Consider the following 22,329-nt stretch of genomic DNA (forward strand, 5'->3'; position numbering starts at 1 on the left):
GGTCGGTCTCCGATTAGGCGCTTTGCAGTTGATCGCCAACCGGCAACTGCCGCAGCCGTTTGCCAGTCGCGGCGTAGATCGCGTTCGCCAAGGCCGGCGCCAGTGCCGCCGTGCCAGGCTCGCCGATCCCGCCAGGCGCCTCGGTGCTCTTCACGATATGCACTTCGATACTGGGCGTCTGGTCGATGCGCAGCATGCGGTAATCGGTGAAGTTATTCTGCTCGACGCGGCCGTCCTTGATCGTGATCTCGCTATACAGCGCCGCCGTAATGCCGAAGATGATGCCGCCCTGCACCTGCGCTTCGATGGTGTTCGGATTGACCACCATGCCGCAATCGACCGCACACACCACGCGGTTCACCGTCACCTCACCCTGATCGACCGTCACGTCCGCGACCATCGAGAAGAAGCTGCCGAACGCATTCATCACCGACACGCCGCGCCCTTGCCCCTTGGGCACGCTGGTGCTGCCCCAACCGGCTGCGCGCGTGGCCGTATCGAGGACGTTCAGCGCGCGCGGCGACTTGCCGAGCAGATCGCGGCGGTATTTCACCGGATCCACCTTGGCCTGCGCCGCCAGTTCGTCGATGAAGCTCTCCACCACGAAGGTGCCGCGGGTCGGCCCGACGCCGCGCCAGAACGCGGTCGGCACGGTGCGCGGTTCCTGGCGCACATAATCGATGAACTGGTTCGGCAAGTCGTATGGCAGGTCGGCCGAGACCTCCACGGCGTCGGGATCGAGCCCGTGCTGGAACGCCGGGGGTGCGAAGCGCGCCATGATCGACGAGCCGACAATCCGGTGCTGCCACGCAATCGGCTTGCCGTTCGCGTCGAGCCCGGCCGAGATCTTGTCGTAGTAGTAAGGGCGGTACATGTCGTGCTGGATGTCTTCCTCGCGCGTCCAGACCACCTTGACCGGCGTGCCCAACTGCTTGCCGATCTTCAGCGCCTGGGCGGCCATGTCGACTTCGAGCCGCCGCCCAAAGCCGCCACCGAGCAGATGGTTGTGCACCGTGATCTTCTCTGCCGGCAAACCGGTGATTTTCACGGCCGCGTCGACAATCCGCGTCGGCACCTGGGTGCCCAGCCAGATATCGCAGCCGTCGGGGCGCACGTGCACCGTGCAGTTGACCGGTTCCATGGTGGCGTGGGCCAGGAACGGTTGCTGATAGACCGCATCGACACGCGTCTTGGCGTCCGAAAAGCCCTTCGCCACGTCGCCGTCCTTGCGCGCCACGGCACCCGTGCCATGGTCCGCTGCGCTAGCGAGATCGTCGACGATCTGCTTCATCGAGAGGTTCGCGCCCGCCCCTTCGTTCCACTTGATATCGAGCGTCGCAAGGCCGCGTTTAGCCGCCCACGTGTGGTCGCCGATCACGGCAACCGCATTATCGACCTTGACGACCTGGCGCACGCCGGCAATCTTCTTCGCGTTGCTGTCGTCGACGCTGGCAAGCGTGCCGCCGAACACGGGACACGTCGCAATCGCCGCATACACCATATCCGGCACCCGCACGTCGAGGCCGAACTGCGCGGTGCCGTCCACCTTCTCCGGCGAGTCGAGCCGCTTGACCGACGTGCCGATGACCTTGAAGTCCTTCGGGTCTTTCAAGGGCACGTTCTGCGGCGCCGGCAGCTTCGCCGCGGCATCGACCAGTTGGCCGTAGCCGATGCTGCGGTTGCTGGCCGCGTGAATCACTTGCCCGGCCTGCGCGTGACAGGTGGCCGGATCGACCTGCCATTGCTGCGCCGCCGCATTGATGAGCAGCACCCGTGCAGTCGCACCGGCCTTGCGCATCGGATCCCATGCATAGCGGATCGAGGTCGAGCCACCGGTCAACTGGCCGCCGAGCAGCGGGTCCATGAAGAGCTTTTCGTCAGGCGGCGCATGGTCGAGGGTGACGCTTTCGAGCGGTACTTCCAGCTCTTCAGCGATCAGCATCGGGATCGAGGTATAGACGCCCTGACCCATCTCTACTTTGGGCATCACCAGCGTGACCTTGCCTGCGGTGTCGATCTGGATGAACGCATTCGGTGCAAACATGCCGGCCGGCGCCGGTTCGCTGGCGTCCCCGCCGATCACCGATTTACCCGGCAGGGCCTGGGCCTGCCCTTGACCCTGCCCCTGGCTTAGCGCCGGCACGCTGAAACCGAGCAGCAGACCGCCGCCCGCGGCCGCGCCTACGGTGGCGCTGAATTTCAGAAAGGTGCGGCGCGAGAAACGCGGGCCGTTGGCATCGGGGGCAGCGCCTTCTGTGCCTGTGGTGTCCGTCGCGCTGTTTTTCGCATCAAGCAATCCTTGCGACATGTCAGGCCTCCTTTGCCGCTTGCTTGATGGCCGCGCGAATGCGGTTATAGGTGCCACAGCGGCAGATGTTGCCGGCCATGGCGGCGTCGATGTCCGCATCGGTGGGATTGGGGTTCTGTGCAAGCAGCGAGGCGGCCGACATCACCTGCCCCGACTGACAGTAGCCGCACTGCACCACGTCGATCTGGCGCCAGGCCTGCTGCACCTTCTTGCCGGCGGGTGTCTCGCCAACCGCTTCGATGGTGGTGATCTTCTTGTCCCCGACCGCCGCCACCGGCAAGACGCACGAGCGCACCGCGGCGCCGTCCAGATGCACAGTGCAGGCGCCGCACTGGGCGATACCGCAGCCAAACTTCGTGCCGGTCAGGCCAACGAGGTCGCGCAAGACCCACAGCAAGGGCATATCGGGCGGAGCGTCGACGGTATGCGTCTGTCCGTTGATGTTGAGCGTTGTCATGGGGACTCCGGGTGCGGATTATTGTTGGCTTGGGTCGAGGACGAGCGCTGCGCTCATGACGAACGAGCGGCAAGACATTGTGGCGAGGAAATTGTAGCGTCGCCCGAAAAAGTTCGCAGAGAACGTGTCGAGCGGTGGAATTTTGCTAGCATGGCCTTATATAGCCTTATCCCCACCCACGCGGAGTCGCGCTATGACCGAACAGCAAGCCATTCAATTCCTCTCGGAGGTTCGCCGGCCTTTGCTGTCCTTGCACAAGGCGATTCTCGATCACGAGCGCGCGGCCTATGAGAAGGAGTTCGGCCCGGTGACACCGGCGGCGTTTCTGCAAGTGCTGATCAATGGGTCCGGGTTTCGCTGGCTCACACCGCTTTCGACGGTGATTGCCAATGTCGACGAAACGCTCGATGACAAGAAAGCCACCGATGCGGACCGGATCGCGGCGGCAGAAGCCGTGACGACGCTGTTTTCCTCCGAGCTGCCTGAGAACGCGTTTCTGCCGCGCTATCTGCCGTTGTTGCAGGCGAGCCCGGCAATCCTGCATGAGCATGGGAAGGTTGCGCAGGTGTTGCGCACGGCGGAGGGAAACTAGCCGAAATGCGGGTTCGGCGGGGCGCTACCGGACGATCAGTCGAAGATAACCGGCAGCCCCCGCTGAAGAACCGGATGACTCATATAGGTTTGCCAGATGAGTCCGCTGCGATAATTCTCGATCATCAGCAAGGTTAATCCCTTGATCAAACCCGTGTTGTAGGGGTTGTACCACGGCATCGCCGTCGACAGGTTATACGAGTCGAGAAATCCGTATCCCGACCACAACCTGGGATGCTGGTGATACCAGTAACGCATGGCCGGCAACACCCGCTCAGGCGTAAACGGCAGCGAACCCAATGGCCCGCTCGGCGTGATGGTGCCATCGGTAACATGCCTGTCATTCAGGCTCTCGCCGTCGCTGTTGAGATAACCCGAAGGCGGTGCACCGGATGCCACATACCCCGAGGGCGTCTCGCAGGCGGTCAGCCCCCAGTCGTTCTCGCCCATCGACGAAAAGACGTCGCTGTTGTCCACACAGAACTGCCGGTTCGCCTCGGTGGCGTTGACCGAGTTTTGCCACCAGTCGACTCCCTTGCGATCTTTCAGATTGCGGAAGTCAAGCCACGCGTGAGAAAACTGATAGGTAAATAGCGCCCCTCCCCAAGCGTAAATCACCTCTGCACCGCCGTCGTAGGTTCCCGGCCGGCGGATCAGCGAATAGAACATGCCGGCGCTATCGGCGGGCGCGTGTGTGGTCGATCCTGCGGCCATGGGATACATGCAGAATTGTTCCGTGTATCCGCTCCAGGTCGACGAACTCATCTGCCCGGTACTATCCCACGACATCGTGAAATTACCATCGGACGCGACGGCGCTGGTCCAATCGACCCGGTCAAAAATCTGCTGCGCCAGATCGCCACATTGGCCGCCGAAATACTGGCCGGCGGTCAGGATGCCGTTGAGCGCAAGCATGGTATCGACTGTGGAGACCTCGCTCGATCCTGGATCGAGCGTATCCATGTCGATGAAATGATAGTAAAACCCGTTGAAGTGCGGGACATTGTCCCAAAGCGCCTGCAGCGATTTCTGGCAACGCTGCTCGGCATCGTCGTGACTCACCCAGCCGCGCTCCGCCGCGATTACCAGAGCACTCAACGCAAAACCTGAGCAAGCGATACTGCTGCTACGCGAGCCCTTCTGTTTCGCAACGAGCCCGTATCCCAGCGCCCCTTCGGTCGTATTGGCTTCACGCCAGAAGTATTCGAAGCTCAGGCGCGCCTCGGCCTCCAGCAGGTCGCGATCGCTGAGCGCCGGCAAGGGGCCACGTGCGGTTTGATAGACCTCGATCTCGAACAGGCTCGGCCCCTTGTCGTCGTGCAGCAGGCTATCAATTCTTAACCGCAGCCCCGTGCTTTGCGTGAGCGCCGGCAAAACGATGGCTGCGCTGGTATCCGTGCCCTGATACACATCGAGCCAGGTCTGCCCATCGTCCGCCATGATCTGCAGGGTGAAACTGGCAATTCGTGGGCCGTTTGCGTCCGTATACTCAGTAATCCGTACGACGTCGAAGGTTTCCTGCTTGATGAAACCGATCGTATGGAAGATCGGAACCGGAGCGTTGTCGTACGCCGCCCAACGGGTCGACGAACACCCATCGATAGCCATGCTGGCCTGATAGGTGGGATTGTCGTACCAGGTGCTGCTCGCGCTGGCTTTGGCGCCTCGCGCCACATTGACGGGCGCCTGCACCGGCCACAGGGTGTCGTTGGCATCGAACAACGAGAATGAATACAGGCTCGGGGGATTGGTGGGATCCGGCACGGAACTGATCGTCATGCGCACTTGCTCCACCGTGACCGGTTCCGGCAAGTAACCCAAATAGTTGACTGCGGGGTTGTCCCCCTCAATCAGCGTTTGCCAGGCACCATCGATGTACGCCTCAATGCTAAATTTACCAATCCGGCTGTCGTATTGCAGGAATGCCACACGGTTGAACGTTTCCTCGCGGCCGAGATCGAGTTCGAAGGTAATCGGCAGCACGGCCTCGTCGTCGGTCGCCCAACGCGTCTCGCTATCGCCGTCGACGGCCAGTTGCGGCCCATAGCTCTGCGCATTTCCGTTCCATACGTTGCTCGCAGTGGCCTTGCGAAACAACGCTTTGTCCGGATACGTTCTGGCTTCCGGAAACCCGCGAACCTCCATGACAAGCACGACACCCAACGGATCCCATGACTGATCCGGCAATTCGACCTCGATCAACCCATTGACAACGGTATAGGCCTGCGCAACCCCGGGGTTGTCGAGCCAATAGACCTGGTTGATGACATTGACGGGAAGGTCGACGCGTAAAGTCTTGTCCTGCGGCCATTCGGTTAGCGTGACGTACAGCGTACCCGGCAGCTTTAGCGTGCAATAAGCGCCTGCCTGAAAGGAAACATCGAGGGTGCCCGCACGTGTGCCGTAGACCGCGTTTCCCCATTTTCCAAGCCATTCGCCCAGATCAGCCAGCCGGTCCAGACTGGGCTGGGGTATCACGCCGTCGGCCGTCGGGCCGGTATTGAGCAGATAGTTTCCGCCCTTGCTGGCACAGTCCAGCAAGTATTGCAGGAGTTCGAGGCTCGACTTCCAGTTGTCGTCCGAAGCGGTGTAACCCCAACTGTCGTTGATGGTCATGCAGCATTCCCAAGGGCCGGACTGCGCACTGGGGGGAATGCTTTGTTCGGGCGTGGTGTAATCGCCCGCGTTCGGGGAGCCGCCCAGCCGGTTATTGATGATGATATCGGGCGAGAGACGGCGCAAATACCAGCGGATCTCGTCCGACAGATCGTCGTTCATGAACGCAGCCCAGCCGCCATCGAACCAGATCAGTACCGGATCGAAAATGCGAATGAGCTCTCTTAGATGTTCCTTCAACTCCGACACGTACCATTCGGCATCCGGCGCATCCGGATCGGGATCGTCGGGGTCCGCTGTAGCAGCACTCTCCACGGCGACTTCATGGACGTTGCCCCAGTCCAGCAATGAATAGTAGGTCGCAAAGCGGATACCCCGTTCGTTGCAGGCCTTGGCAAGATCGGCCAGCACGGGCTTGTGAATGCTCGCGGTATTCACCACGTCGTAAGGGGCAAAGTCCTTGACGTTGGTTTCGAACATGGCAAAGCCATCGTGATGCTTGGTGGTGATGGTCAGGTAGCGCTGACCCGCGTCAACGATCGTGTCAGCCCAGGACTCTGGACTGTAGGCGGACGGATCGAATGGAATGCATGCTTCTTCTATGTACGTATTCTTGGGAATCTGCTCCGTATTCATCACCCATTCACCACTTGCAAGGACCGAATAGGCCCCCCAGTGCATCATGTGGCCGAAACGGCTTTCGTTGAACCACTGCATCCGGCGCATGCGCGCCTCGTCAGTTTCAAGCTCCGGGTTCTGGCAAAACACGAACCAGGCAAGCGCGCCTTCAAAGCCGTCTGGAAAGCAGAAGTAAGCGTCCTGCTCGCCTTCTCCTTGATAAAGAATGTTCGGCGCCATGCTGTCCGTGAAGATCTCGGCCTGTGACGTAGTCGCGCTAGTGATGGTCCACAGGGGGGCGGCGTCAGGTCGCCCGAGGCAGATCGTCACTTTCTGGCCGCTTTGCTGGCAAGAGGTGAAGATCATGCAAGTGGTGTAGTTCCCAGCCGGGATCGTGACTTTAAAATGCAGCCACGCCTCATCTGAGGTGGGACTGAGCGAAGCCGCCGAAGTACCGTCGTAATTGACAGTCTGGTAGGCATTGTTCGAGCTCTCGGCAAAATCACCGGATTTGTCCAGAAACTGGTTGAAGTAGTAGACGGCATTGCTCACGTCCGATCTCCATTCAAGAGTGTCTCGATTCGCCGCTGCAACCGCTCTGGCATCGGTGTATTGCTGTTTTACATGACTGTTATCGGGGTTCCAAGATGGCGATGGAAATTTTCAGGGTCGGTCGAAATGCCGGGCTTCGTCGTTTCGAAGCGCGTTTCAATACGCGTGCCGCCGCGTGCACGGGATGGCTCGACAAGAAAACGGACCCCGTGGGGTCCGTGGTAGCCAAAACCGCTTTCTTCGAGCCGTTAGATTCAGCCTGCCAGGTCCGCCGGCAGCTTGCCGCCATTGGCGGCCAATGCCTGCATCACCTGCTTGTGCAACCAGATGTTCATGCTGGCGGAATCGTTCGTGTCACCGCTGTACTTAAGTTCCTGCGCGAGTTGCTTGCGATGCTCGAGACTGCTGTCGACGCCGAGCGCCTTCAACGTATCGACGATCGAGGTGCGCCAGTTCAACGTTTGACCGCTTTCGCTCACGAACTGGTCCATCACGGCCGCGACATCGACATCCGCCAGAGGCGCCGGTGCGGGCGCTGCATCCGGAGCGGCAGCTTGTGCCGCTGCGGGATCAGGCGTGGGCTCTACAGCGGGCGGCGCCTGATCGGGCTTGGCCTTACCGAACAACTTATTGACGATGTCACCAAAAATGCTCATTTCCAATTCTCCTTACTGGGCAGATATTGCGGGAGCCGCATGCCGCCGGTCGCGGACATGCACGCCTTCAGGATCATAGACGCATGTGCTCGCCCGGTCGTTGCAGATTTGTGTCAATAAAGGTCAAGCCTGTCACCACCTGCCAATCTACGCGCTCGCGCGATATCCTGACGCGCCTGTTGACCAATCTCCGAGTCCGTGCCCACCACTCCCTCCAACCGCTCCCAATAGCCGATCGCCGTGCGGTAATCGCGCCGGTCGAGCGCCGCTGAGCCCGCCAATGCCAGCGCCTTCGGATTTGATCAGGCGCCGTTCCAGTTCATGCAACGCCCCTGCCCGATGTTGCGGCGACAGGTGGCCGGCCGCAAATTCGCGCTCGACCTCAAGCAGTTCCACCCGATAGATCGCAACTGCGAGCGCGTGCCCATCGTGGCCCGCGATGCCGTTCGCGTGTACCGCTGCGCGCCGCAACAGCGGCAAGATCACGCATAGCAGTGCGGTAAGCAGCATCGCGCAAGCGATCAAACAGAATCGCACCATCATAAGGAATCCTCATCCTCGCCAGCCAGCCAGCCAGCCAGCCAGCCAGCCAGCCAGCCAGCAGCATCGAAGCACAACGACGCTCGTCGTCATCGAGCGCGCGTGGATGGCGTTCGTTTGATTGGCCACCTCGGATGCATGGCGCCCTTCGAGCGTGACGACCAGTTTGCCGTGCTCCGTTACGGCGTGAATTAAGGCAGCAGGCATCGCACCGATCGCCTGCGACTCTTCGGTTGAACGCATGCAGTTATTTTTTGTGCGATCAACCAGAACTCGTCAAGAGAATTTGTCGTTAAACAGCGATAAAAAATCGCGTTGACAAGTTACGTTACGACATCGAAAACAATCGATGCGAATTGCACAAATGGCGCAACACTCGACCTGCCCGAGCCCGTCGAGACAGAGCATGCCATGTAAAGCGCACTCCACCCACATCGGTTTTAACATGCACCCCGCTGCGCCGTTGCAAATTGAAAAACAATGACGTTAATTGAATATCCTCCCAAACAGAATACCCTCAATCAATTAACTAACTCAAGAATCCAGATAGCCTTAATTAGCTTGAAATTACGAATTGTTCCGTATAAACATTGTTAACCGGAAGGCTATGCGGATCAGCTCGACGCGTTGTATGCCGATCCTTCAAAGCAAGTCACGCCAGCAGGCCCATGGAACAGCCGCTTTCGGCGCATCGAGGCAGACAGGTAATCGGGAACACATCACTTTGTCGTGGAGTTCAGCTTGATCACACTAACCCATGCGGCCTGCGCGATTGAAAGCGAGCTGGTAAAGCAGTTCCCGGACGTGCTGTCTACCGACGCGACGGATTTCATCGCGGCACTGGAGCGCGAATTTGCGAGTCGGCGCGAAGAAATTCTGCAAGCACGCACGCTATCCGCCAGCCGTGTGCATAACGCGAGCTTCGATTTCCTTGGCGCGACTGCCCGCATCCGTAACGATCCGGATTGGCGGGTTCCCGCTCCTCCTTGCGACCTGATCGACCGGCGTGTGGAGATTGCCGCTCCTGCAGAAAACCGCAAAGTCGTCATCAATGCGCTCAATGCGCACGCCCAGGTGTGGGTGGCGGATCTTGAAGACGCGTTGTCGCCAACCGGCCGTAACGTCATGCTAAGCCAGCGCAACCTGCACGATGCGGTCGTCGGCGATATCACTTATGTGGACCCGCGCGGCAAACAGTACAGGCTGGACGAGCGCACCGCGGCGATCGTGGTGCGGCCACGCGGCTGGCATTTGCCGGAACACCACATTCTGATAGACGGCCGACCGGCGTCGGCGAGCCTGGTGGATTTCGGGCTCTACTTCTTCCATTGCGCGCGTAAGCAACTCGAGCGCGGCAGTGGGCCCTATTTTTATTTACCCAAACTGGAGAACCACCTCGAAGCCCGGCTCTGGAACGACGTATTCGAATTTGCCCAGGACTGGATCGGCATTGCGCGCGGCAGTATCCGCGCCACGGTGATTGTTGAGCACATCAACGCGGCTTATGAAATGGACGAAATCCTGTACGCGCTAGGCCCGCACGCGGCCGGCCTGACTGCGGGACGCTGGGACTATCTGTTCAGTATTGCGCGAGAGTTCCGGCACGCGACCGACTTCGCCATGCCAGACCGTTCAGAATTGAAGATGAACTTGCCGTTCATGCGCGCCTACACGGAGCTTCTGATCCGGACCTGCCATCGGCGTGGAACTCATGCCATCGGCGGAGTCGCCACGCAAATCCCCGACCGGCATGATGCGAAAGCGTGCGCCCAAGCCGTCGCGGCAGTCCGTACCGACAAGGAACGCGAGGCCGAAGAAGGCTTCGACGGCACATGGGTAGTCCATCCCGACCTGGTAGCCGTTTGTCACACCGCGTTCGAACGTATCCTTGCAGGCCGGCCACACCAGATCAACCGTTTGCCAAGTAGCAGCCGCATCGCGGGAACTCATCTCTCGCCCGCGCACGGCGTGGACGGCCAGGTGACCGAAGCCGGCTTGCGCTCGAATATCGCCTTGTCGATCCGCTATCTCGACGGCTGGTTGTGCGGCAGCGGCTCGATCAGACTGTTTGACCTCATGGAAGGGGTGGCGACAGTCGAGATCGCACGTTCGCAAATCTGGATCTGGCTACACCGGCGCGCGCGCCTGCAGGATGGCCGGCGCATCACCCCCGCTCTGGTGCGCACCATGCTGGATGACGAAATCACTCAATACGTTGCGCAGTCTCCCGACCAGCGCTCGGAACGCAGCCTCGACGAGGCGCGCGCACTGTTCGAAGCTGTGACCATGAACAAAGATTTTCCGGATTTTTTGACCCTTCCCGGCTACGAGCGCTTGAACCGGATGCCCCCTGCTTCCGATCCAGCTAACGGCGCTGCGACTGGCGACAAGACAGCGGCCGCCCAACCCAGGCCAGCGCCAATGCAGCCCCCCGTCCGCCGCACGGACTTCAGGCTGACCTGCAGCAGCGGCATGTTCACGCACTTGCAACTCAAACCGCGAGTTGCTTTTTCATTCGCGTTCATGGGTTGGTCGGCGTGGCTGATCGAGCACGCCGTATCGCATGCGACGCTGATTCGCGAGCACGCAACGGGTTTCGTTCCCATCGGCCTCGAGATCGAGTACCTGCAATTCGCTACATTCGACGATTGCGAAACGCTCGACATCTCGACCCAGGTCAGAACGTGGAACCCGCGCCGCTTTCATAGCCTGCAGGAGGTGGATGTGCTGCTTGACGCGAGCGGTATTCCGTTGGCGCGCATTCACCTTCAGGAGGTGTGCGTACGTATTGAATCGCAGGAAACCTTAGCCGCCGCGCCGGGGCGGGTGCCGGACGAAATTTCCGCGCTCCTGCTGGACAGCCCCGGTGACATCGACGAGCGCCCGCGCCTGCTCAACCGCGGCGCCGCTCGCGTATCGGCGGACGCGAAACCGATCGCTGCGTTTCAGCATGATTTCACCGTTTATCGACATGCCTGCGAGGTGTCGGATCAATGGTACTCAGAGCACGTGTGCGACTACCTCGGCGCGAGCCGCGAAAGCATGGTGTTTCAGTTACTGCCGGATCATCCGGCACTCGCCGCTGGGCTCGCGAGGCCCGTTGAGCGGATCAGCATCGGCCTGCGGCAGCCCTACGCGTTGTTCGATCGTGGCCAGGTCGCAACCGAGGCATACCGCATCGGCGACGAGATTCATTTCGCTCATCGCCTGCTTACCGCATCCGGCACGCTGGCCGGCGACGCGATCGAAGTGTTTTCTTCGCTGTGATCCCCAATCCCGATAGAAAGGAAACCGCTATGACCTTCCTGTTTTCCGGTTCTTTGCTCAGGTATGTGGGTTTCCGTCGTCAGATAGACTATGAAACCAGCACACTCGCCATTGCGCTTCGGGTGCTGTTCGCCGACTATCCGGAGATTGAAGGAATACTGATGAATCAGGACGGCACATTGCGGCGCAGCCTGAGACTCGCGATCAACGGCGAGGTGGTTCACACGGATCTCTCGCAGCCGCTGGTGGCGACCGATTCGGTCACGATCATGACCGCCATCGCGGGTGGCTGAGCGGCCCGCGGCCGCCCCAGTTCAACCGAAGGAGTCTGCCCCATGTCGCTCGATACCCGGCTGCGAACCGTGTTCAATACGGTACTGGAACTGGATGCGAAACTGCCCGATGCCGCACTGCGTTACCAGGAAACGCCCGGCTGGGATTCGCTCGGGGCCGTTTTGTTGATCGCGGCGATCGAAGACGAATTTCACGTCGAGATCGATACCGGGCGAGCGTTGAAGATGAATACCTTCAGTGCAACCGTGGGATTGCTGCGCGAGCTAGGGGCAGAGGCCTGAACTCATGGCGGACTTGAACGCGGAAATCGCCATGAAAGGTTCGCCGGGTAGCCAGCCGCTGCGTGAGGCGCCGCTCCTGCCAAGGCTGATCAAGCTGGTCGACTATCATCGGCGCGCCTGCCCTGCTTACGCACGCATCCTTGCTGCCATCGGGCACCCGCCCGCCCGGCACTATGAGGATTTGCGCGAACTGCCGTGGTTGCCGGTGCGACTGTTCAAGGAGCATCCGTTAGTCAGCACGGAGCGCGAACAGGTCGCGGTGCTCACTTCGTCGGGCACCACCGGAACGGGTGTGACCCAGATCGCGCTGGACCGCGATGCCGCTGAACGCCAGCGTCTGATGCTTATCGCGACGCTGGAGAAGATCACCGGCCCGCGCCGTCTGCCGCTTCTGATCATCGATTCGCCCTCGTCGGTACGCGCAGAACGGTCGTCCATCCGCGGCGCCACGGTGCTGGGCGTGATGAATGTCGGCCGCGAACACGTCTTTGCTCTCGACGACCAACAGCACATCGATGCAAACGCAGTCGAGCATTTCCTGCAACGCCACGCTCATGCGGCCTTTCTGATCTTCGGATTTACGTCTCTGGTCTGGACACGGTTCTACGAACTGGCCCGGACGCGCGCTTTCGATCTCGGCAACGCGTTGTTGCTACACACCGGCGGTTGGAAAAAATTAGCTGACCAGGCCGTTTCCCCGCAAGTCTTCCGCACGCGCTTTCGCGAGGACACCGGCCTCGTGCGCTGCCACAATTTCTACGGCATGGTCGAACAAGGCGGCACCATTCACATCGAATCCGCCTCGGGAGATGGCTTGTATTGCCCTGATTTCGCCGACGTCATCGTGCGCGACCCGCAAACCTGGGAAGAAGCCGCCGTCGGCACGCCAGGCGTAATCGAAGTGCTGAGTTCCGCTTGCCGCGCGCATCCGGGCCACGTGCTGCTGACCGAGGACCTCGGCGTCGTACACGGCGTCGACGACGGCGAATGGCCCGGCAAGCGCTTTAGCGTGCTCGGCAGGCTGGCGCGCGCCGAACCGCGCGGCTGCTCGGATACGCGGCCTGAAACGCTGCCTCAAACGCTGCTTGAAGCCCCCTCCGGAGGACGGCCATGAGTGGTCTGCTCGAGGGCAAGCGCCTGCTGATTACCGGCATCATCAACTACGCCTCGATTGCCTTTGCCGTCGCGCAACTCGCGCAGCAGCAAGGCGCACAGCTTGTTCTCACCGGTCACGGCCGCCTGCACATGGTCGAAGAAGCTGCCCGAAGGCTGCCGCAGACGCCGCCGGTCATCGAGCTCGACGTCACCCGAGACGAGCAACTGGCGTCCCTGGCCGAGCGCGTGGGCCGACACGTGCCGCGCCTCGACGGCGTCGTGCATGCCATCGCCTACGCGCCTCACGCGGCGATCTGCGATGACTTTCTGGCCGCGGGCTGGGCCGATGTGCAATCCACCCTGCAGGTATCCACCTATTCGCTGGCGGCGCTCGTTGGCGCGGCGTTGCCCCTGATGCATCCGGGCAGCGCAATCGTCGGCCTCGATTTCGACGCTGCGGTGGCCTGGTCCGGTTACGACTGGATGGGCGTGGCAAAAGCCGGGCTGGAAGCGAGTGCACGCTACCTGGCCCGCGATCTGGGTCCACGCGGCATACGCGTGAATCTGGTCGCGGCCGGCCCGTTGCGCACCGTTGCTGCGCGTGGTGAACCGCGCTTCCAGGACATCGTCACCGCCTGGCATGCGCGTGCCCCGCTCGGCTGGAATCCGGCCGACGCCGGCGGCGTCGCACGTGCCTGCGTAGCCCTGCTGTCGGACTGGTTTCCCGCCACCACCGGCGAAATTGTGCATGCCGATGGTGGTTTTCACGCAATCGGCGCCTGAAGAGGGGCCGCTCCGGAGGGCGATGATGAATGTGACGAGCTTCAGTGGCCCGCGCTTCGACAATCGCGTTGCGGTCGTGATTGGCGGCACACGCGGCATCGGACGCGCCAGTGCGCGGCTGCTGGCCGAAGCAGGCGCGAGCGTCGTGCTGACCGGCAAGGACCGTGAATCAGCGGAACGCGAGGCACAACGAATCACAGCCGAATGCGGCGTCGCCGCCACCGGGCTCGCTCTGCAATTGGGCGAATACGCGCTGATCAGCCCTGCCATCAAGACGATTGCCGCCGATCATGGCGCGATCGACGCTCTTGTACTCAGTGCGGGCGTAATGCAGAGCACGCCGTTGGGACTTACCACGGAGTCGGTCGCGCGCCATCTGCTCGACATCAATCTGCTCGGCGCCGTCGAGGTGCTGCAGGCCACGGCGAAAGTGATGATGCGTCGTCGCCGGGGCGCCATCGTCCTGCTCGCGTCGTTGGTAGGCGAGCGCGGCGCGCCCGGCCAGGCAGTCTATGCCGCGGCCAAGGCCGGGGTCGCCGCGCTGGCCCGTTCAGCGTCGAAGGAACTCGGCCCGCTCGGCATTCGAGTCAATGCAGTAGCGCCCGGCCTGATCGACACCGATCTGCTGGCGGACCTGCCACCCGATGTCGTCACCGCGCGTTGTGCACAGACCTCGTTGCGCAGGCTCGGCACAGCCGAGGAAGTCGCCGGGGCAATTCGTTTCTTGCTGAGTGACGAAGCATCTTTTATCACCGGGCAAGTGCTGGGCGTCGACGGAGGGCTGGCCCTATGAACGCATTCGGCTCGCACGCGTGCCTGATCGATGCCACTAGCGCGCGCAGTTGAAGCGGCGCGGAGCTGGAGACCATGGTCCGCGTCATGGAACACGAACTGCATGCGATCCCTGCCGGGTTGCTCCTGATGCCCGCCGCCTGGACGATCAGCAACGTCTGCCGCTATCTCGCCGCGTTGCGGCAAGGCCGGCCCATCGCCCTGCTCGACCCACAAATCGAAAGCGACACGCTCGTGGAACTGATGGCGCGGTTCGAGCCGGCCGCTCTCTGGCAGCCCGGACTCGAGCGGCCCGCACCGGCAGGCTATCGCAACGCCGGGTCCGGCTGGCTCAGGCAGACCCAGGCGGCGCCGGTTCATCCCGACCTGACCTTGCTGCTCACCACCTCCGGCTCCACCGGCGCGGCACGCATGGTGCGCCTGTCGCGCGTAGCCGTGCTGGCCAATGCGGATGCAATCGTGCAGGCACTGCACATCACGTCCGCTGACATCGCGCCCACCAGCCTGCCGTTTCATCTCGGCTACGGCTTGTCGGTGCTGAACAGCCATCTGGCCGCCGGCGCCACCCTCGTCGTGACTGCCCATCCTGTAATCGGCCCTGACTTCTGGGCAGCCGTCGATACCTATCGCGCCACCTCCTTCGCTGCCGTGTCGCATACCTACGAACTGCTGACGCGCTTGCGCTGGACACCCTTGGCTCATCCGAGCCTGCGCACACTGACCCAGTCCGGCAGCCGCATGCGTGCCGAACTGATCACCCGCCTCGCTCGCGACATTGGCCTCGCGGGCGGCCGCCTGCATCTCATGTACGGGCAAACCGAAGCGACGGCCCGCATGGCGGTTCTACCGGCGCAACGGGTCTTCGAGAAACCGGGCTCCGTCGGGCTGGCCGTCCCTGGTGGCCGTTTGTCGGTTCGTCTCGATTCCGGCGACGAAACCTGCCAGCACGATGTCTACGGAGAGGTCATCTATCGCGGCCCGAGCGTCATGATGGGCTATGCGGATAGCGCCGCCGACCTCGCCCGTGGCGACGATCAGCGCGGCGAACTGCATACCGGCGACATCGGCCACTTCGATCAGGATGGCTACCTTTATCTGGAGGGGCGGCTGAAACGAATGGCCAAACTGTTTGGCCTCCGGATCAATCTCGATGCAGTCGAGCGCCTTGCCAGCGAGGCGGGCGCGCAAGGCAGCAGCGCGGCCGTGTCGCTCAACGACGAAGCCATCGTGCTGTGGTGTGAAGGCGGGGCCGAAGCTGGCCAACTGGACAGCATCGCCCGGCGCGTCGCCCAGCAGTTGCATATCAACCACCGCGGCGTGCTGGCGCGCAGCATCGACAAGCTGCCGCTGCTGCGCAACGGCAAGATCGACTATCGTTCGTTGTCCCGTGCGGCTGCCGACACCGAGGCGTCGCGATGATCCGGTCACTATTCCCGCCGGGCGCGCCGTGCGAAGCGGCTGCGTTACTCGCGCCCCTGCTCACGCCGGGGCCTCGTTCAACACTGCGCCTCGGCGACGAGCGCATGCTCGACTACCTCGACGCAGTCGGCCAACGTCTGCGCACCCCCGCCTATGCCCGTCGCTATCCGGAACTGGGTCCGCTCGGCGTCTGGTTGCGACGCGGGCATCTGGTCGCCGAACTTACCCGGCTCGGCACCGATGCGCGCATCCAACGGTTCCCGCTAGGACTGTTATTTCATGTCGCACCCGGAAACGCCGACACGGTATTCGTCTATTCGTGGGCGCTCGCTGCGTTGGCAGGAAACCGCAACGTCGTACGCGTGTCCGAGCGCGGCGGAGAGCTCACGCAAGCCGTGCTGGCCGTCCTCGTCGAAACGCTGGAGCAAGCCGATCCCATTGTGGCCGAAACGCAGCGGATCGTAAGCTACGACCACCGTGACGAGGCCGCGACCGCTGAATTTTCGGCAGCGTGCGATCTGCGCGTGCTATGGGGCGGCGATCAGGCGATTCGCGAGATTCGCGGCGCGCCGCTGCGGCCGGCGGCACGCGACCTCACCTTCCCCAATCGCTCGTCGTTCGCCGTGATCTGCGCCCACGCCTTACTCCGCGCCGAGACACCTGAGCAAAGACTGGCGGCGCAAGCGTTCCATACGGACGCCTACCTGTTCGGTCAGGCGGCATGCGCTTCGCCAGGCACTATCTTCTGGATCGGCACGGCGGCGGAGGTGGCTGACGCACAGGCCCTATTGGTCGCGTTGCTGGCGAGTACCGTGGAGTCGCGCGGGCCACGCTCGGATGCAGCGATGTCGATTCAGAAGCATGTCGCTACTTACGGTCTGGCCGTCGAAGGAATCGCGGATGCCGTGCGCTTCGTCAGTAACGAAATCACCCTGGTGGATCTTTGCGCGCCTGTTTGCCCGCCGCGCCGCTGGCTTGGCACGGGTACCTTTGCACAGTGGCGCCTCGATTCGCTCGACGAGATCGCCCCGCTGCTGCAACGGCAGGATCAAACGCTGGCTTATTTTGGCTTCACGGCAGACGAGATGGTGTCGTTGGCCGAGCGGCTCGAAGGCCGCGGTATCGACCGCTTCGTCCCGTTGGGGCGAGCTCTTGAGTTCGCGGCGATCTGGGACGGCTACGACCTGCTGCGCGAGTTCAGCCGGCTCGTCACCGTCAGCTGAATGTCTCACACGGAGTGCCACCATGAGCGCTGCCGCAATCATCGAACTCACCCCTTGTGAAGCCCACGAACGCCAGCGTTCGGGTGCGCTGCTGGTGGACGTACGTGATGACGGCGAGCGTGCGGCGGGCATGGCTGAGGCCGCACTCGGCGTGAGCCGGGCACGTCTGGAAAACGATCCGGCTGCGTGGTTGCCGGACCCTGCGGCTGCGATCATGCTGATCTGCGCCGCGGGCATGCGCTCTATGCAGTGCGCGAAAGTGCTGCATGGTCGGGGCTATACCCACCTTTATTCGGTCAGCGGCGGCACCAAGGCGTGGCAAGCAGCCGGCCTGCCGATGACCGAACCCACCGCGGACCTCGATTTCCTCGAACGCTATTCGCGTCATCTACGCCTGTCCGAGATCGGGCTGGAAGGACAACGCAAGCTGGCGGCCGCCAGGGTGGCGCTGATCGGCGCCGGCGGCCTGGGTTCGCCTGCGGCGCTGTATCTCGCCGCCGCGGGCATCGGGCGCCTCACCGTGATCGATGACGACGTGGTCGATCGTAGCAACCTGCAGCGACAAGTGCTGCATAGGGATGCGGATGTTGGCACGCTCAAGGTCGAATCGGCCGGCCGGACCTTGCGGGCGCTCAACCCGCACGTCGTGATCGAACTGCAGCGCACGCGTCTGCTCGCCGCTAACGTGGAGCGTTTGCTTGGCGGACACGACGTGGTGATCGACGGCTCCGACAATTTCTCCACCCGCTACCTCGTGAACGATGCCTGCGTGCGGCTGGGCGTGCCGATGGTCTACGGCGCGGTACAAGGATTCGACGGACAGGTCAGCGTATTCTGGCCGACGCATGAGGGCGGCAGTTGCTATCGCTGCCTGTTTCCGGAACCGCCGGCGCCCGAGTTCGCGCCCAACTGCTCCGAGGCCGGCGTGCTCGGGGTGCTGCCAGGCGTGATCGGATTGCTGCAGGCCACTGAAGCCATCAAACTGATCCTCGATATCGGCGAGTCCCTGTCCGGCACGTTGCTGCAGTTCGACGCGCTGGGCATGCAATTCAACCGGCTACGTCTTGCGCGCGATCCGCATTGCCCGCGTTGCGGCGCAGGCGTCACGGCGGCGGACTACGTGGATCTACCGGCAGCCTGCGCGGCACACTGACACGCGAGCGATTGGCCGCACCCCTCACCCCGCCGCATTCAACTTACGCCACAGTGTCGTCTTGCTGATCCCCAACGCCTCGCACACCTGATCCCGGTCGCCATTGAACGCCTCCAGCGCGGCGCGTATCTCGTCCGCTTCCACCCGGCGGCTGCGCTGGCGCAAGGTCAGCGCGGCGTCATTGCCTGCCGCGTCCTGCCGTACGAACAATTCCGGCGCGATCGACTGCAACACTTCGTTCGTCAGCGCCGCGTCATCCGAATACGCCAGTTCGACGGTGATCCGCTCGATCACGTTCTGCAATTCCCGCACGTTACCGGGCCATGCGTGAGCGCTCAGCGATTCGCTGACCGCCGCGAGCACGCTCGACGCGTCAGCCGTAGTCCGAATGCGTGCCGCGAGACGCGGCTCACGACGCGCTGCCTGGCATAGCAACTCGGCCGCGAGCGGCATGAGGTCCACAAGCCGCTCGCGCAACGGCGGCAATGCAATGTTCAGAATATTGAGCCGGTAGTACAGATCGGCGCGGAAGTTGCCGCCCTCCACCGCCGCCGTCAACTCGCGGTGCGTCGCCGCCACGATCCGCACGTCGATTCGCGTCGGCTCTGTCGAGCCGAGCCGCACCACTTCACGCTCCTGCAGCACGCGCAGCAGTCGGCTTTGCAGCGGCAAGGGCATTTCGCCGATTTCATCGAGAAACAGCGTGCCACGGTGTGCCGCTTCGATCAGCCCGGCTTTGCCACCGCGCCGCGCGCCGGTAAACGCGCCCTCTTCGTAACCGAACAGTTCGCTCTCCAGCAAGGCCTCCGGAAACGCGCCGCAATTGAGCGCGACAAACGGAAAGTCGCGCCGTGCGCTCAGATGATGCAGGCTCTGCGCGACCATCTCCTTGCCGGTACCGCTCTCGCCGCGAATCAGCACGGTGGCGTCCGACATTGCGTAGCGCTGCACCAGTTGCCGGACCCGTTCGATCGCTGCACAGCTGCCGACCAGATCGTCGAGCCGGTAGCGTGCCACGAACTGCTGCGCACGCTGCCGCGAACGCAGCGTGCGGTCGAGCCGCTCCACGGCGCGTGACTCCTGAAACGTCAGCACCGTGCCCGTCGTCACCCCGTTGTCGACCAGCGGCCCTCGATGCACGACGTAGCTGATACCGCGCAGCGTTTCAAGCGATTCGCCCTCTTCATCCGGGACGGTGCCGGCCAGATCGGGCGCGAGTTCGAGCAGCGCACGGCCCACCGCCGCAGCGGGTTCGATGCCAAGCACCAGCGCCAGACGCTGGTTGATGGCTTCGACGCGGCCCTGTGCATCGAGTGCGACCACGCCGTCGCGCAAGTGCTGCAACACGTTGTCCAGACGGTGCCGCCGAACCGCTTCGCCCCACGTCGCCTGGGCGACTTCGAGCGCGGTATCGAAGGCCGCGCGCACCGAAGCACGCGAGTAGAGAAACACGGATTCGATGCCGGCCCGCGCGGCCAGGTCCGTGACGAGGCCCGGCCCGACGATCGTGCCCACGCCGCGATCGCGCAGGTCGAGCACGCAGGCTTCCGCATCCTGCGCCGACTGATACGACGCGAACACCACATCGATTCCATAGGCCGCCACGAAGCGGCGCAATTCGGCAGGCGTCTCGCCATACGTAACAAGCGCCACCGAGGATGCGTCACGCCGCGCCCGCGCCAGTGCGTGCATGACGTCGAAACCCGTGGGCGTGATCAGCACCACGGGCACATCCACGCGCGCCTTCAGATACGTGCCGTTGGAGCCGGCCGCGACCACGATGTCGGGGCGGTCCTTGCCTGCCGAAGCGATTTCGTTGACGGCGTCTTCATAGCCGCGCGACACCAGCCGCAAATCGGCACGGGTGTCGTATTCGTCGGCGATATCGCGAAACAGGTCGCGCAGTTTGCTGATGCCGATGGCCCAGACGCGGGGCCGGGAGCCGGGTTCGGGAGGTCGGTTCATGGCTGGCCGCCGGGGGCGGCCCTCAAAACGTGAGAGCAGCCATTATGAACCCGTCGTTTCAATTATGAAATGCGAAATTCCATTTGTGCATCCTGACGGCAAGGCCGCTATCTCACAAACCTACAGCTAATCAACGACTTACCTCGCTAACTCACACTGGCCCGCTCCTTGCACTACAGTGTCCCAATATCACCGGGAGACACACGTGAGCTCAACAAAGCAACCATTCAGCGCCGGCGCAAAATTCCGCACGGCAGTCGCAGAAGGACAACCGCTGCAGGTCGTCGGCGCCATCACCGCGTACGCGGCGAAAATGGCCGAGGCCGTCGGCTTCAAGGCGGTCTACCTGTCGGGCGGCGGCGTCGCCGCCAATTCGCTCGGCATCCCCGACCTCGGCATCAGCACCATGGACGACGTGCTGATCGACGCCCGCCGCATCACCGACGCCACCGGCCTGCCGCTGCTGGTCGATATCGACACCGGCTGGGGTGGCGCGTTCAACATCGCGCGCACCGTGCGTTCGTTCATCAAGGCCGGCGTCGCCGCGGTCCACCTCGAAGATCAGGTCGGACAAAAGCGCTGCGGACACCGTCCGGGCAAGGAAGTGGTCGCCAAGGAGGAAATGGTCGACCGTGTGAAGGCTGCCGTCGATGCCCGCACCGACGATCAGTTCGTCATCATGGCGCGCACTGATGCGGCCGCGGCCGAAGGCATCGATTCCGCGATCGAGCGTGCCGTTGCCTACGTCGAGGCCGGCGCCGACATGATTTTCCCGGAAGCGATGCAGACGCTCGACGACTATCGCCGCTTCAAGGCTGCGGTCAAGGTGCCGATCCTCGCGAACCTGACCGAATTCGGCTCGACGCCGTTCTTCACCACCGACGAGCTGCGCGAAGCGAACGTCGATATCGCGCTGTACTGCTGCGGCGCGTATCGCGCGATGAACGCCGCTGCGCTCAATTTCTACGAAACGGTCAAGCGGGATGGCACGCAAAAGGCGGCCGTCGAAACGATGCAGACGCGCGCCGATCTGTACAAGTATCTCGGCTATCACGCGTACGAGGAAAAACTCGACGCCCTGTTCGCCGCACACAAATAATCCCGCATCCAGGAGTAAGAGGAAGACACCATGAGCGAAGCAGACAACAGCACGCCGGCAGCCGGCGCATTCAAACCGAAGAAATCCGTGGCGCTGTCGGGCGTGACGGCGGGCAATACCGCCCTGTGCACGGTCGGCAAGACCGGCAACGACCTGCATTACCGCGGCTATGACATTCTCGACATCGCCAGCACCTGCGAATTCGAAGAGATCGCCTACCTGCTGGTGCATGAAAAGCTGCCCACCCAGGCCGAACTGACCGCGTACAAAACCAGGCTGAAGGCGCTGCGCGGCCTGCCCGCCAACGTCAAGGCCGCGCTGGAATGGATTCCGGCAGCCGCCCACCCGATGGACGTGATGCGCACCGGCGTCTCGGTGCTCGGCACCGTGCTGCCCGAGAAGGACGACCACAACCTGCCCGGCGCGCGCGATATCGCCGACAAGCTGATGGCCTCGCTCGGTTCGATGCTGCTGTACTGGTATCACTACTCGCACAACGGCAAGCGCATCGAGGTGGAAACCGACGACGATTCGATCGGCGGCCACTTCCTGCACCTGCTGCACGGCGTGGAGCCGTCGAAGTCGTGGGTCGAGGCGATGCATACGTCGCTGAACCTGTA

The 22,329-nt window shown here is 62.6% G+C and carries 19 protein-coding genes; 12 read left to right on the forward strand and 7 right to left on the reverse strand.

Going from position 1 to position 22,329, the window contains the following annotated elements:
• Positions 1 to 13: 13 nt before the first annotated feature.
• Both BLQ92_RS37210 and BLQ92_RS37215 read right to left on the reverse strand, forming a co-directional pair.
• Positions 14 to 2,308 (reverse strand): xanthine dehydrogenase family protein molybdopterin-binding subunit, encoded by a 2,295-nt coding sequence (locus BLQ92_RS37210; RefSeq protein ID WP_090695633.1) that lies wholly within the window; start codon positions 2,306 to 2,308, stop codon positions 14 to 16.
• A gap of 1 nt (position 2,309) precedes the next feature.
• The gene (locus BLQ92_RS37215; RefSeq protein WP_074268351.1) at positions 2,310 to 2,765 is read right to left on the reverse strand and encodes a (2Fe-2S)-binding protein; all 456 of its coding nucleotides are present in this window, start codon (positions 2,763 to 2,765) and stop codon (positions 2,310 to 2,312) included.
• Between the two features lie 193 nt (positions 2,766 to 2,958).
• Between BLQ92_RS37215 and BLQ92_RS37220 the strand changes: the two genes are divergently transcribed.
• Entirely contained in the window at positions 2,959 to 3,357 is a 399-nt protein-coding gene (locus BLQ92_RS37220) for a hypothetical protein (RefSeq protein WP_090695635.1), read from the forward strand.
• Between the two features lie 35 nt (positions 3,358 to 3,392).
• Here the strand turns inward: BLQ92_RS37220 and BLQ92_RS37225 are convergent, their stop codons facing one another.
• The 4 genes from BLQ92_RS37225 to BLQ92_RS39755 all read right to left on the reverse strand — a co-directional run bounded on the left by BLQ92_RS37225 (position 3,393) and on the right by BLQ92_RS39755 (position 8,581).
• The gene (locus tag BLQ92_RS37225) at positions 3,393 to 7,142 is read right to left on the reverse strand and encodes an alpha-L-fucosidase (RefSeq protein WP_090695637.1); all 3,750 of its coding nucleotides are present in this window, start codon (positions 7,140 to 7,142) and stop codon (positions 3,393 to 3,395) included.
• Positions 7,143 to 7,396: 254 nt separating this feature from the next.
• Positions 7,397 to 7,798, reverse strand: coding sequence for a DUF3597 domain-containing protein (locus tag BLQ92_RS37230; RefSeq protein WP_090695640.1), 402 nt, complete (start codon positions 7,796 to 7,798; stop codon positions 7,397 to 7,399).
• 147 nt (positions 7,799 to 7,945) lie between these two features.
• On the reverse strand, positions 7,946 to 8,341 hold the full coding sequence (ccmI, locus tag BLQ92_RS37235) for a c-type cytochrome biogenesis protein CcmI (protein ID WP_090695642.1): 396 nt from the start codon (positions 8,339 to 8,341) through the stop codon (positions 7,946 to 7,948).
• A gap of 9 nt (positions 8,342 to 8,350) precedes the next feature.
• The gene (locus BLQ92_RS39755) at positions 8,351 to 8,581 is read right to left on the reverse strand and encodes a chaperone NapD (RefSeq protein ID WP_143016746.1); all 231 of its coding nucleotides are present in this window, start codon (positions 8,579 to 8,581) and stop codon (positions 8,351 to 8,353) included.
• A 498-nt stretch (positions 8,582 to 9,079) separates the two neighbouring features.
• Between BLQ92_RS39755 and aceB the strand changes: the two genes are divergently transcribed.
• From aceB to moeB, 9 genes are all read left to right on the forward strand, one after another.
• Positions 9,080 to 11,605 (forward strand): malate synthase A, encoded by a 2,526-nt coding sequence (gene aceB / locus BLQ92_RS37245; RefSeq protein WP_218133064.1) that lies wholly within the window; start codon positions 9,080 to 9,082, stop codon positions 11,603 to 11,605.
• A gap of 29 nt (positions 11,606 to 11,634) precedes the next feature.
• Positions 11,635 to 11,898 carry a MoaD/ThiS family protein gene (locus BLQ92_RS37250; protein WP_090695646.1) on the forward strand — a complete coding sequence of 88 codons (264 nt, stop codon included), beginning with the start codon at positions 11,635 to 11,637 and terminating at the stop codon, positions 11,896 to 11,898.
• 42 nt (positions 11,899 to 11,940) lie between these two features.
• Entirely contained in the window at positions 11,941 to 12,180 is a 240-nt protein-coding gene (locus tag BLQ92_RS37255; protein ID WP_090695649.1) for an acyl carrier protein, read from the forward strand.
• 4 nt (positions 12,181 to 12,184) lie between these two features.
• Positions 12,185 to 13,294: a LuxE/PaaK family acyltransferase gene (locus BLQ92_RS37260; RefSeq protein ID WP_208449437.1), complete on the forward strand. Its 1,110-nt coding sequence runs from the start codon at positions 12,185 to 12,187 to the stop codon at positions 13,292 to 13,294.
• Positions 13,291 to 14,058 carry an enoyl-ACP reductase FabI gene (gene fabI, locus BLQ92_RS37265; RefSeq protein WP_090695651.1) on the forward strand — a complete coding sequence of 256 codons (768 nt, stop codon included), beginning with the start codon at positions 13,291 to 13,293 and terminating at the stop codon, positions 14,056 to 14,058. The genes BLQ92_RS37260 and fabI overlap by 4 nt, the downstream gene beginning before the upstream one ends.
• A gap of 25 nt (positions 14,059 to 14,083) precedes the next feature.
• Positions 14,084 to 14,851 (forward strand): SDR family NAD(P)-dependent oxidoreductase, encoded by a 768-nt coding sequence (locus tag BLQ92_RS37270; RefSeq protein WP_090695677.1) that lies wholly within the window; start codon positions 14,084 to 14,086, stop codon positions 14,849 to 14,851.
• A 74-nt stretch (positions 14,852 to 14,925) separates the two neighbouring features.
• Positions 14,926 to 16,269, forward strand: a complete 1,344-nt coding sequence (locus tag BLQ92_RS37275; protein WP_090695653.1) for an AMP-binding protein — start codon at positions 14,926 to 14,928, stop codon at positions 16,267 to 16,269.
• Positions 16,266 to 17,492, forward strand: coding sequence for an acyl-CoA reductase (locus BLQ92_RS37280; RefSeq protein WP_090695655.1), 1,227 nt, complete (start codon positions 16,266 to 16,268; stop codon positions 17,490 to 17,492). The genes BLQ92_RS37275 and BLQ92_RS37280 overlap by 4 nt, the downstream gene beginning before the upstream one ends.
• Positions 17,493 to 17,514: 22 nt before the next feature.
• Positions 17,515 to 18,645, forward strand: coding sequence for a molybdopterin-synthase adenylyltransferase MoeB (moeB, locus tag BLQ92_RS37285; RefSeq protein WP_090695657.1), 1,131 nt, complete (start codon positions 17,515 to 17,517; stop codon positions 18,643 to 18,645).
• 24 nt (positions 18,646 to 18,669) lie between these two features.
• Here the strand turns inward: moeB and prpR are convergent, their stop codons facing one another.
• Entirely contained in the window at positions 18,670 to 20,610 is a 1,941-nt protein-coding gene (prpR, locus tag BLQ92_RS37290; RefSeq protein WP_090695659.1) for a propionate catabolism operon regulatory protein PrpR, read from the reverse strand.
• 205 nt (positions 20,611 to 20,815) lie between these two features.
• On the opposite strand from prpR, the gene prpB reads away from it, so the two are divergent.
• Positions 20,816 to 21,709 (forward strand): methylisocitrate lyase, encoded by an 894-nt coding sequence (gene prpB, locus BLQ92_RS37295; protein ID WP_090695661.1) that lies wholly within the window; start codon positions 20,816 to 20,818, stop codon positions 21,707 to 21,709.
• A 30-nt stretch (positions 21,710 to 21,739) separates the two neighbouring features.
• Positions 21,740 to 22,329, forward strand: a 590-nt coding sequence (locus tag BLQ92_RS37300) for a citrate/2-methylcitrate synthase (RefSeq protein WP_280517455.1), incomplete at its 3' end; no start/stop codon positions are given.

The sequence above is a fragment of the Paraburkholderia phenazinium genome (genome assembly GCF_900100735.1).
GTDB classification, from domain to species: Bacteria; Pseudomonadota; Gammaproteobacteria; order Burkholderiales; family Burkholderiaceae; genus Paraburkholderia; species Paraburkholderia phenazinia.

Bases quoted from the DNA above. Each gene is read 5' to 3' on its own strand.
- BLQ92_RS37230 (WP_090695640.1), bottom strand. From the start codon at position 7,798: ATGAGCATTTTTGGTGACATCGTCAATAAGTTGTTCGGTAAGGCCAAG.
- BLQ92_RS37270 (WP_090695677.1), top strand. From the start codon at position 14,084: ATGAATGTGACGAGCTTCAGTGGCCCGCGCTTCGACAATCGCGTTGCG.
- BLQ92_RS37250 (WP_090695646.1), top strand. From the start codon at position 11,635: ATGACCTTCCTGTTTTCCGGTTCTTTGCTCAGGTATGTGGGTTTCCGT.
- fabI (WP_090695651.1), top strand. From the start codon at position 13,291: ATGAGTGGTCTGCTCGAGGGCAAGCGCCTGCTGATTACCGGCATCATC.
- BLQ92_RS37210 (WP_090695633.1), bottom strand. From the start codon at position 2,308: ATGTCGCAAGGATTGCTTGATGCGAAAAACAGCGCGACGGACACCACA.
- BLQ92_RS37260 (WP_208449437.1), top strand. From the start codon at position 12,185: ATGGCGGACTTGAACGCGGAAATCGCCATGAAAGGTTCGCCGGGTAGC.
- BLQ92_RS37215 (WP_074268351.1), bottom strand. From the start codon at position 2,765: ATGACAACGCTCAACATCAACGGACAGACGCATACCGTCGACGCTCCG.
- moeB (WP_090695657.1), top strand. From the start codon at position 17,515: ATGAGCGCTGCCGCAATCATCGAACTCACCCCTTGTGAAGCCCACGAA.
- BLQ92_RS37220 (WP_090695635.1), top strand. From the start codon at position 2,959: ATGACCGAACAGCAAGCCATTCAATTCCTCTCGGAGGTTCGCCGGCCT.
- BLQ92_RS39755 (WP_143016746.1), bottom strand. From the start codon at position 8,581: ATGCGTTCAACCGAAGAGTCGCAGGCGATCGGTGCGATGCCTGCTGCC.
- BLQ92_RS37280 (WP_090695655.1), top strand. From the start codon at position 16,266: ATGATCCGGTCACTATTCCCGCCGGGCGCGCCGTGCGAAGCGGCTGCG.
- prpR (WP_090695659.1), bottom strand. From the start codon at position 20,610: ATGAACCGACCTCCCGAACCCGGCTCCCGGCCCCGCGTCTGGGCCATC.
- BLQ92_RS37275 (WP_090695653.1), top strand. From the start codon at position 14,926: ATGGTCCGCGTCATGGAACACGAACTGCATGCGATCCCTGCCGGGTTG.
- ccmI (WP_090695642.1), bottom strand. From the start codon at position 8,341: ATGATGGTGCGATTCTGTTTGATCGCTTGCGCGATGCTGCTTACCGCA.
- BLQ92_RS37255 (WP_090695649.1), top strand. From the start codon at position 11,941: ATGTCGCTCGATACCCGGCTGCGAACCGTGTTCAATACGGTACTGGAA.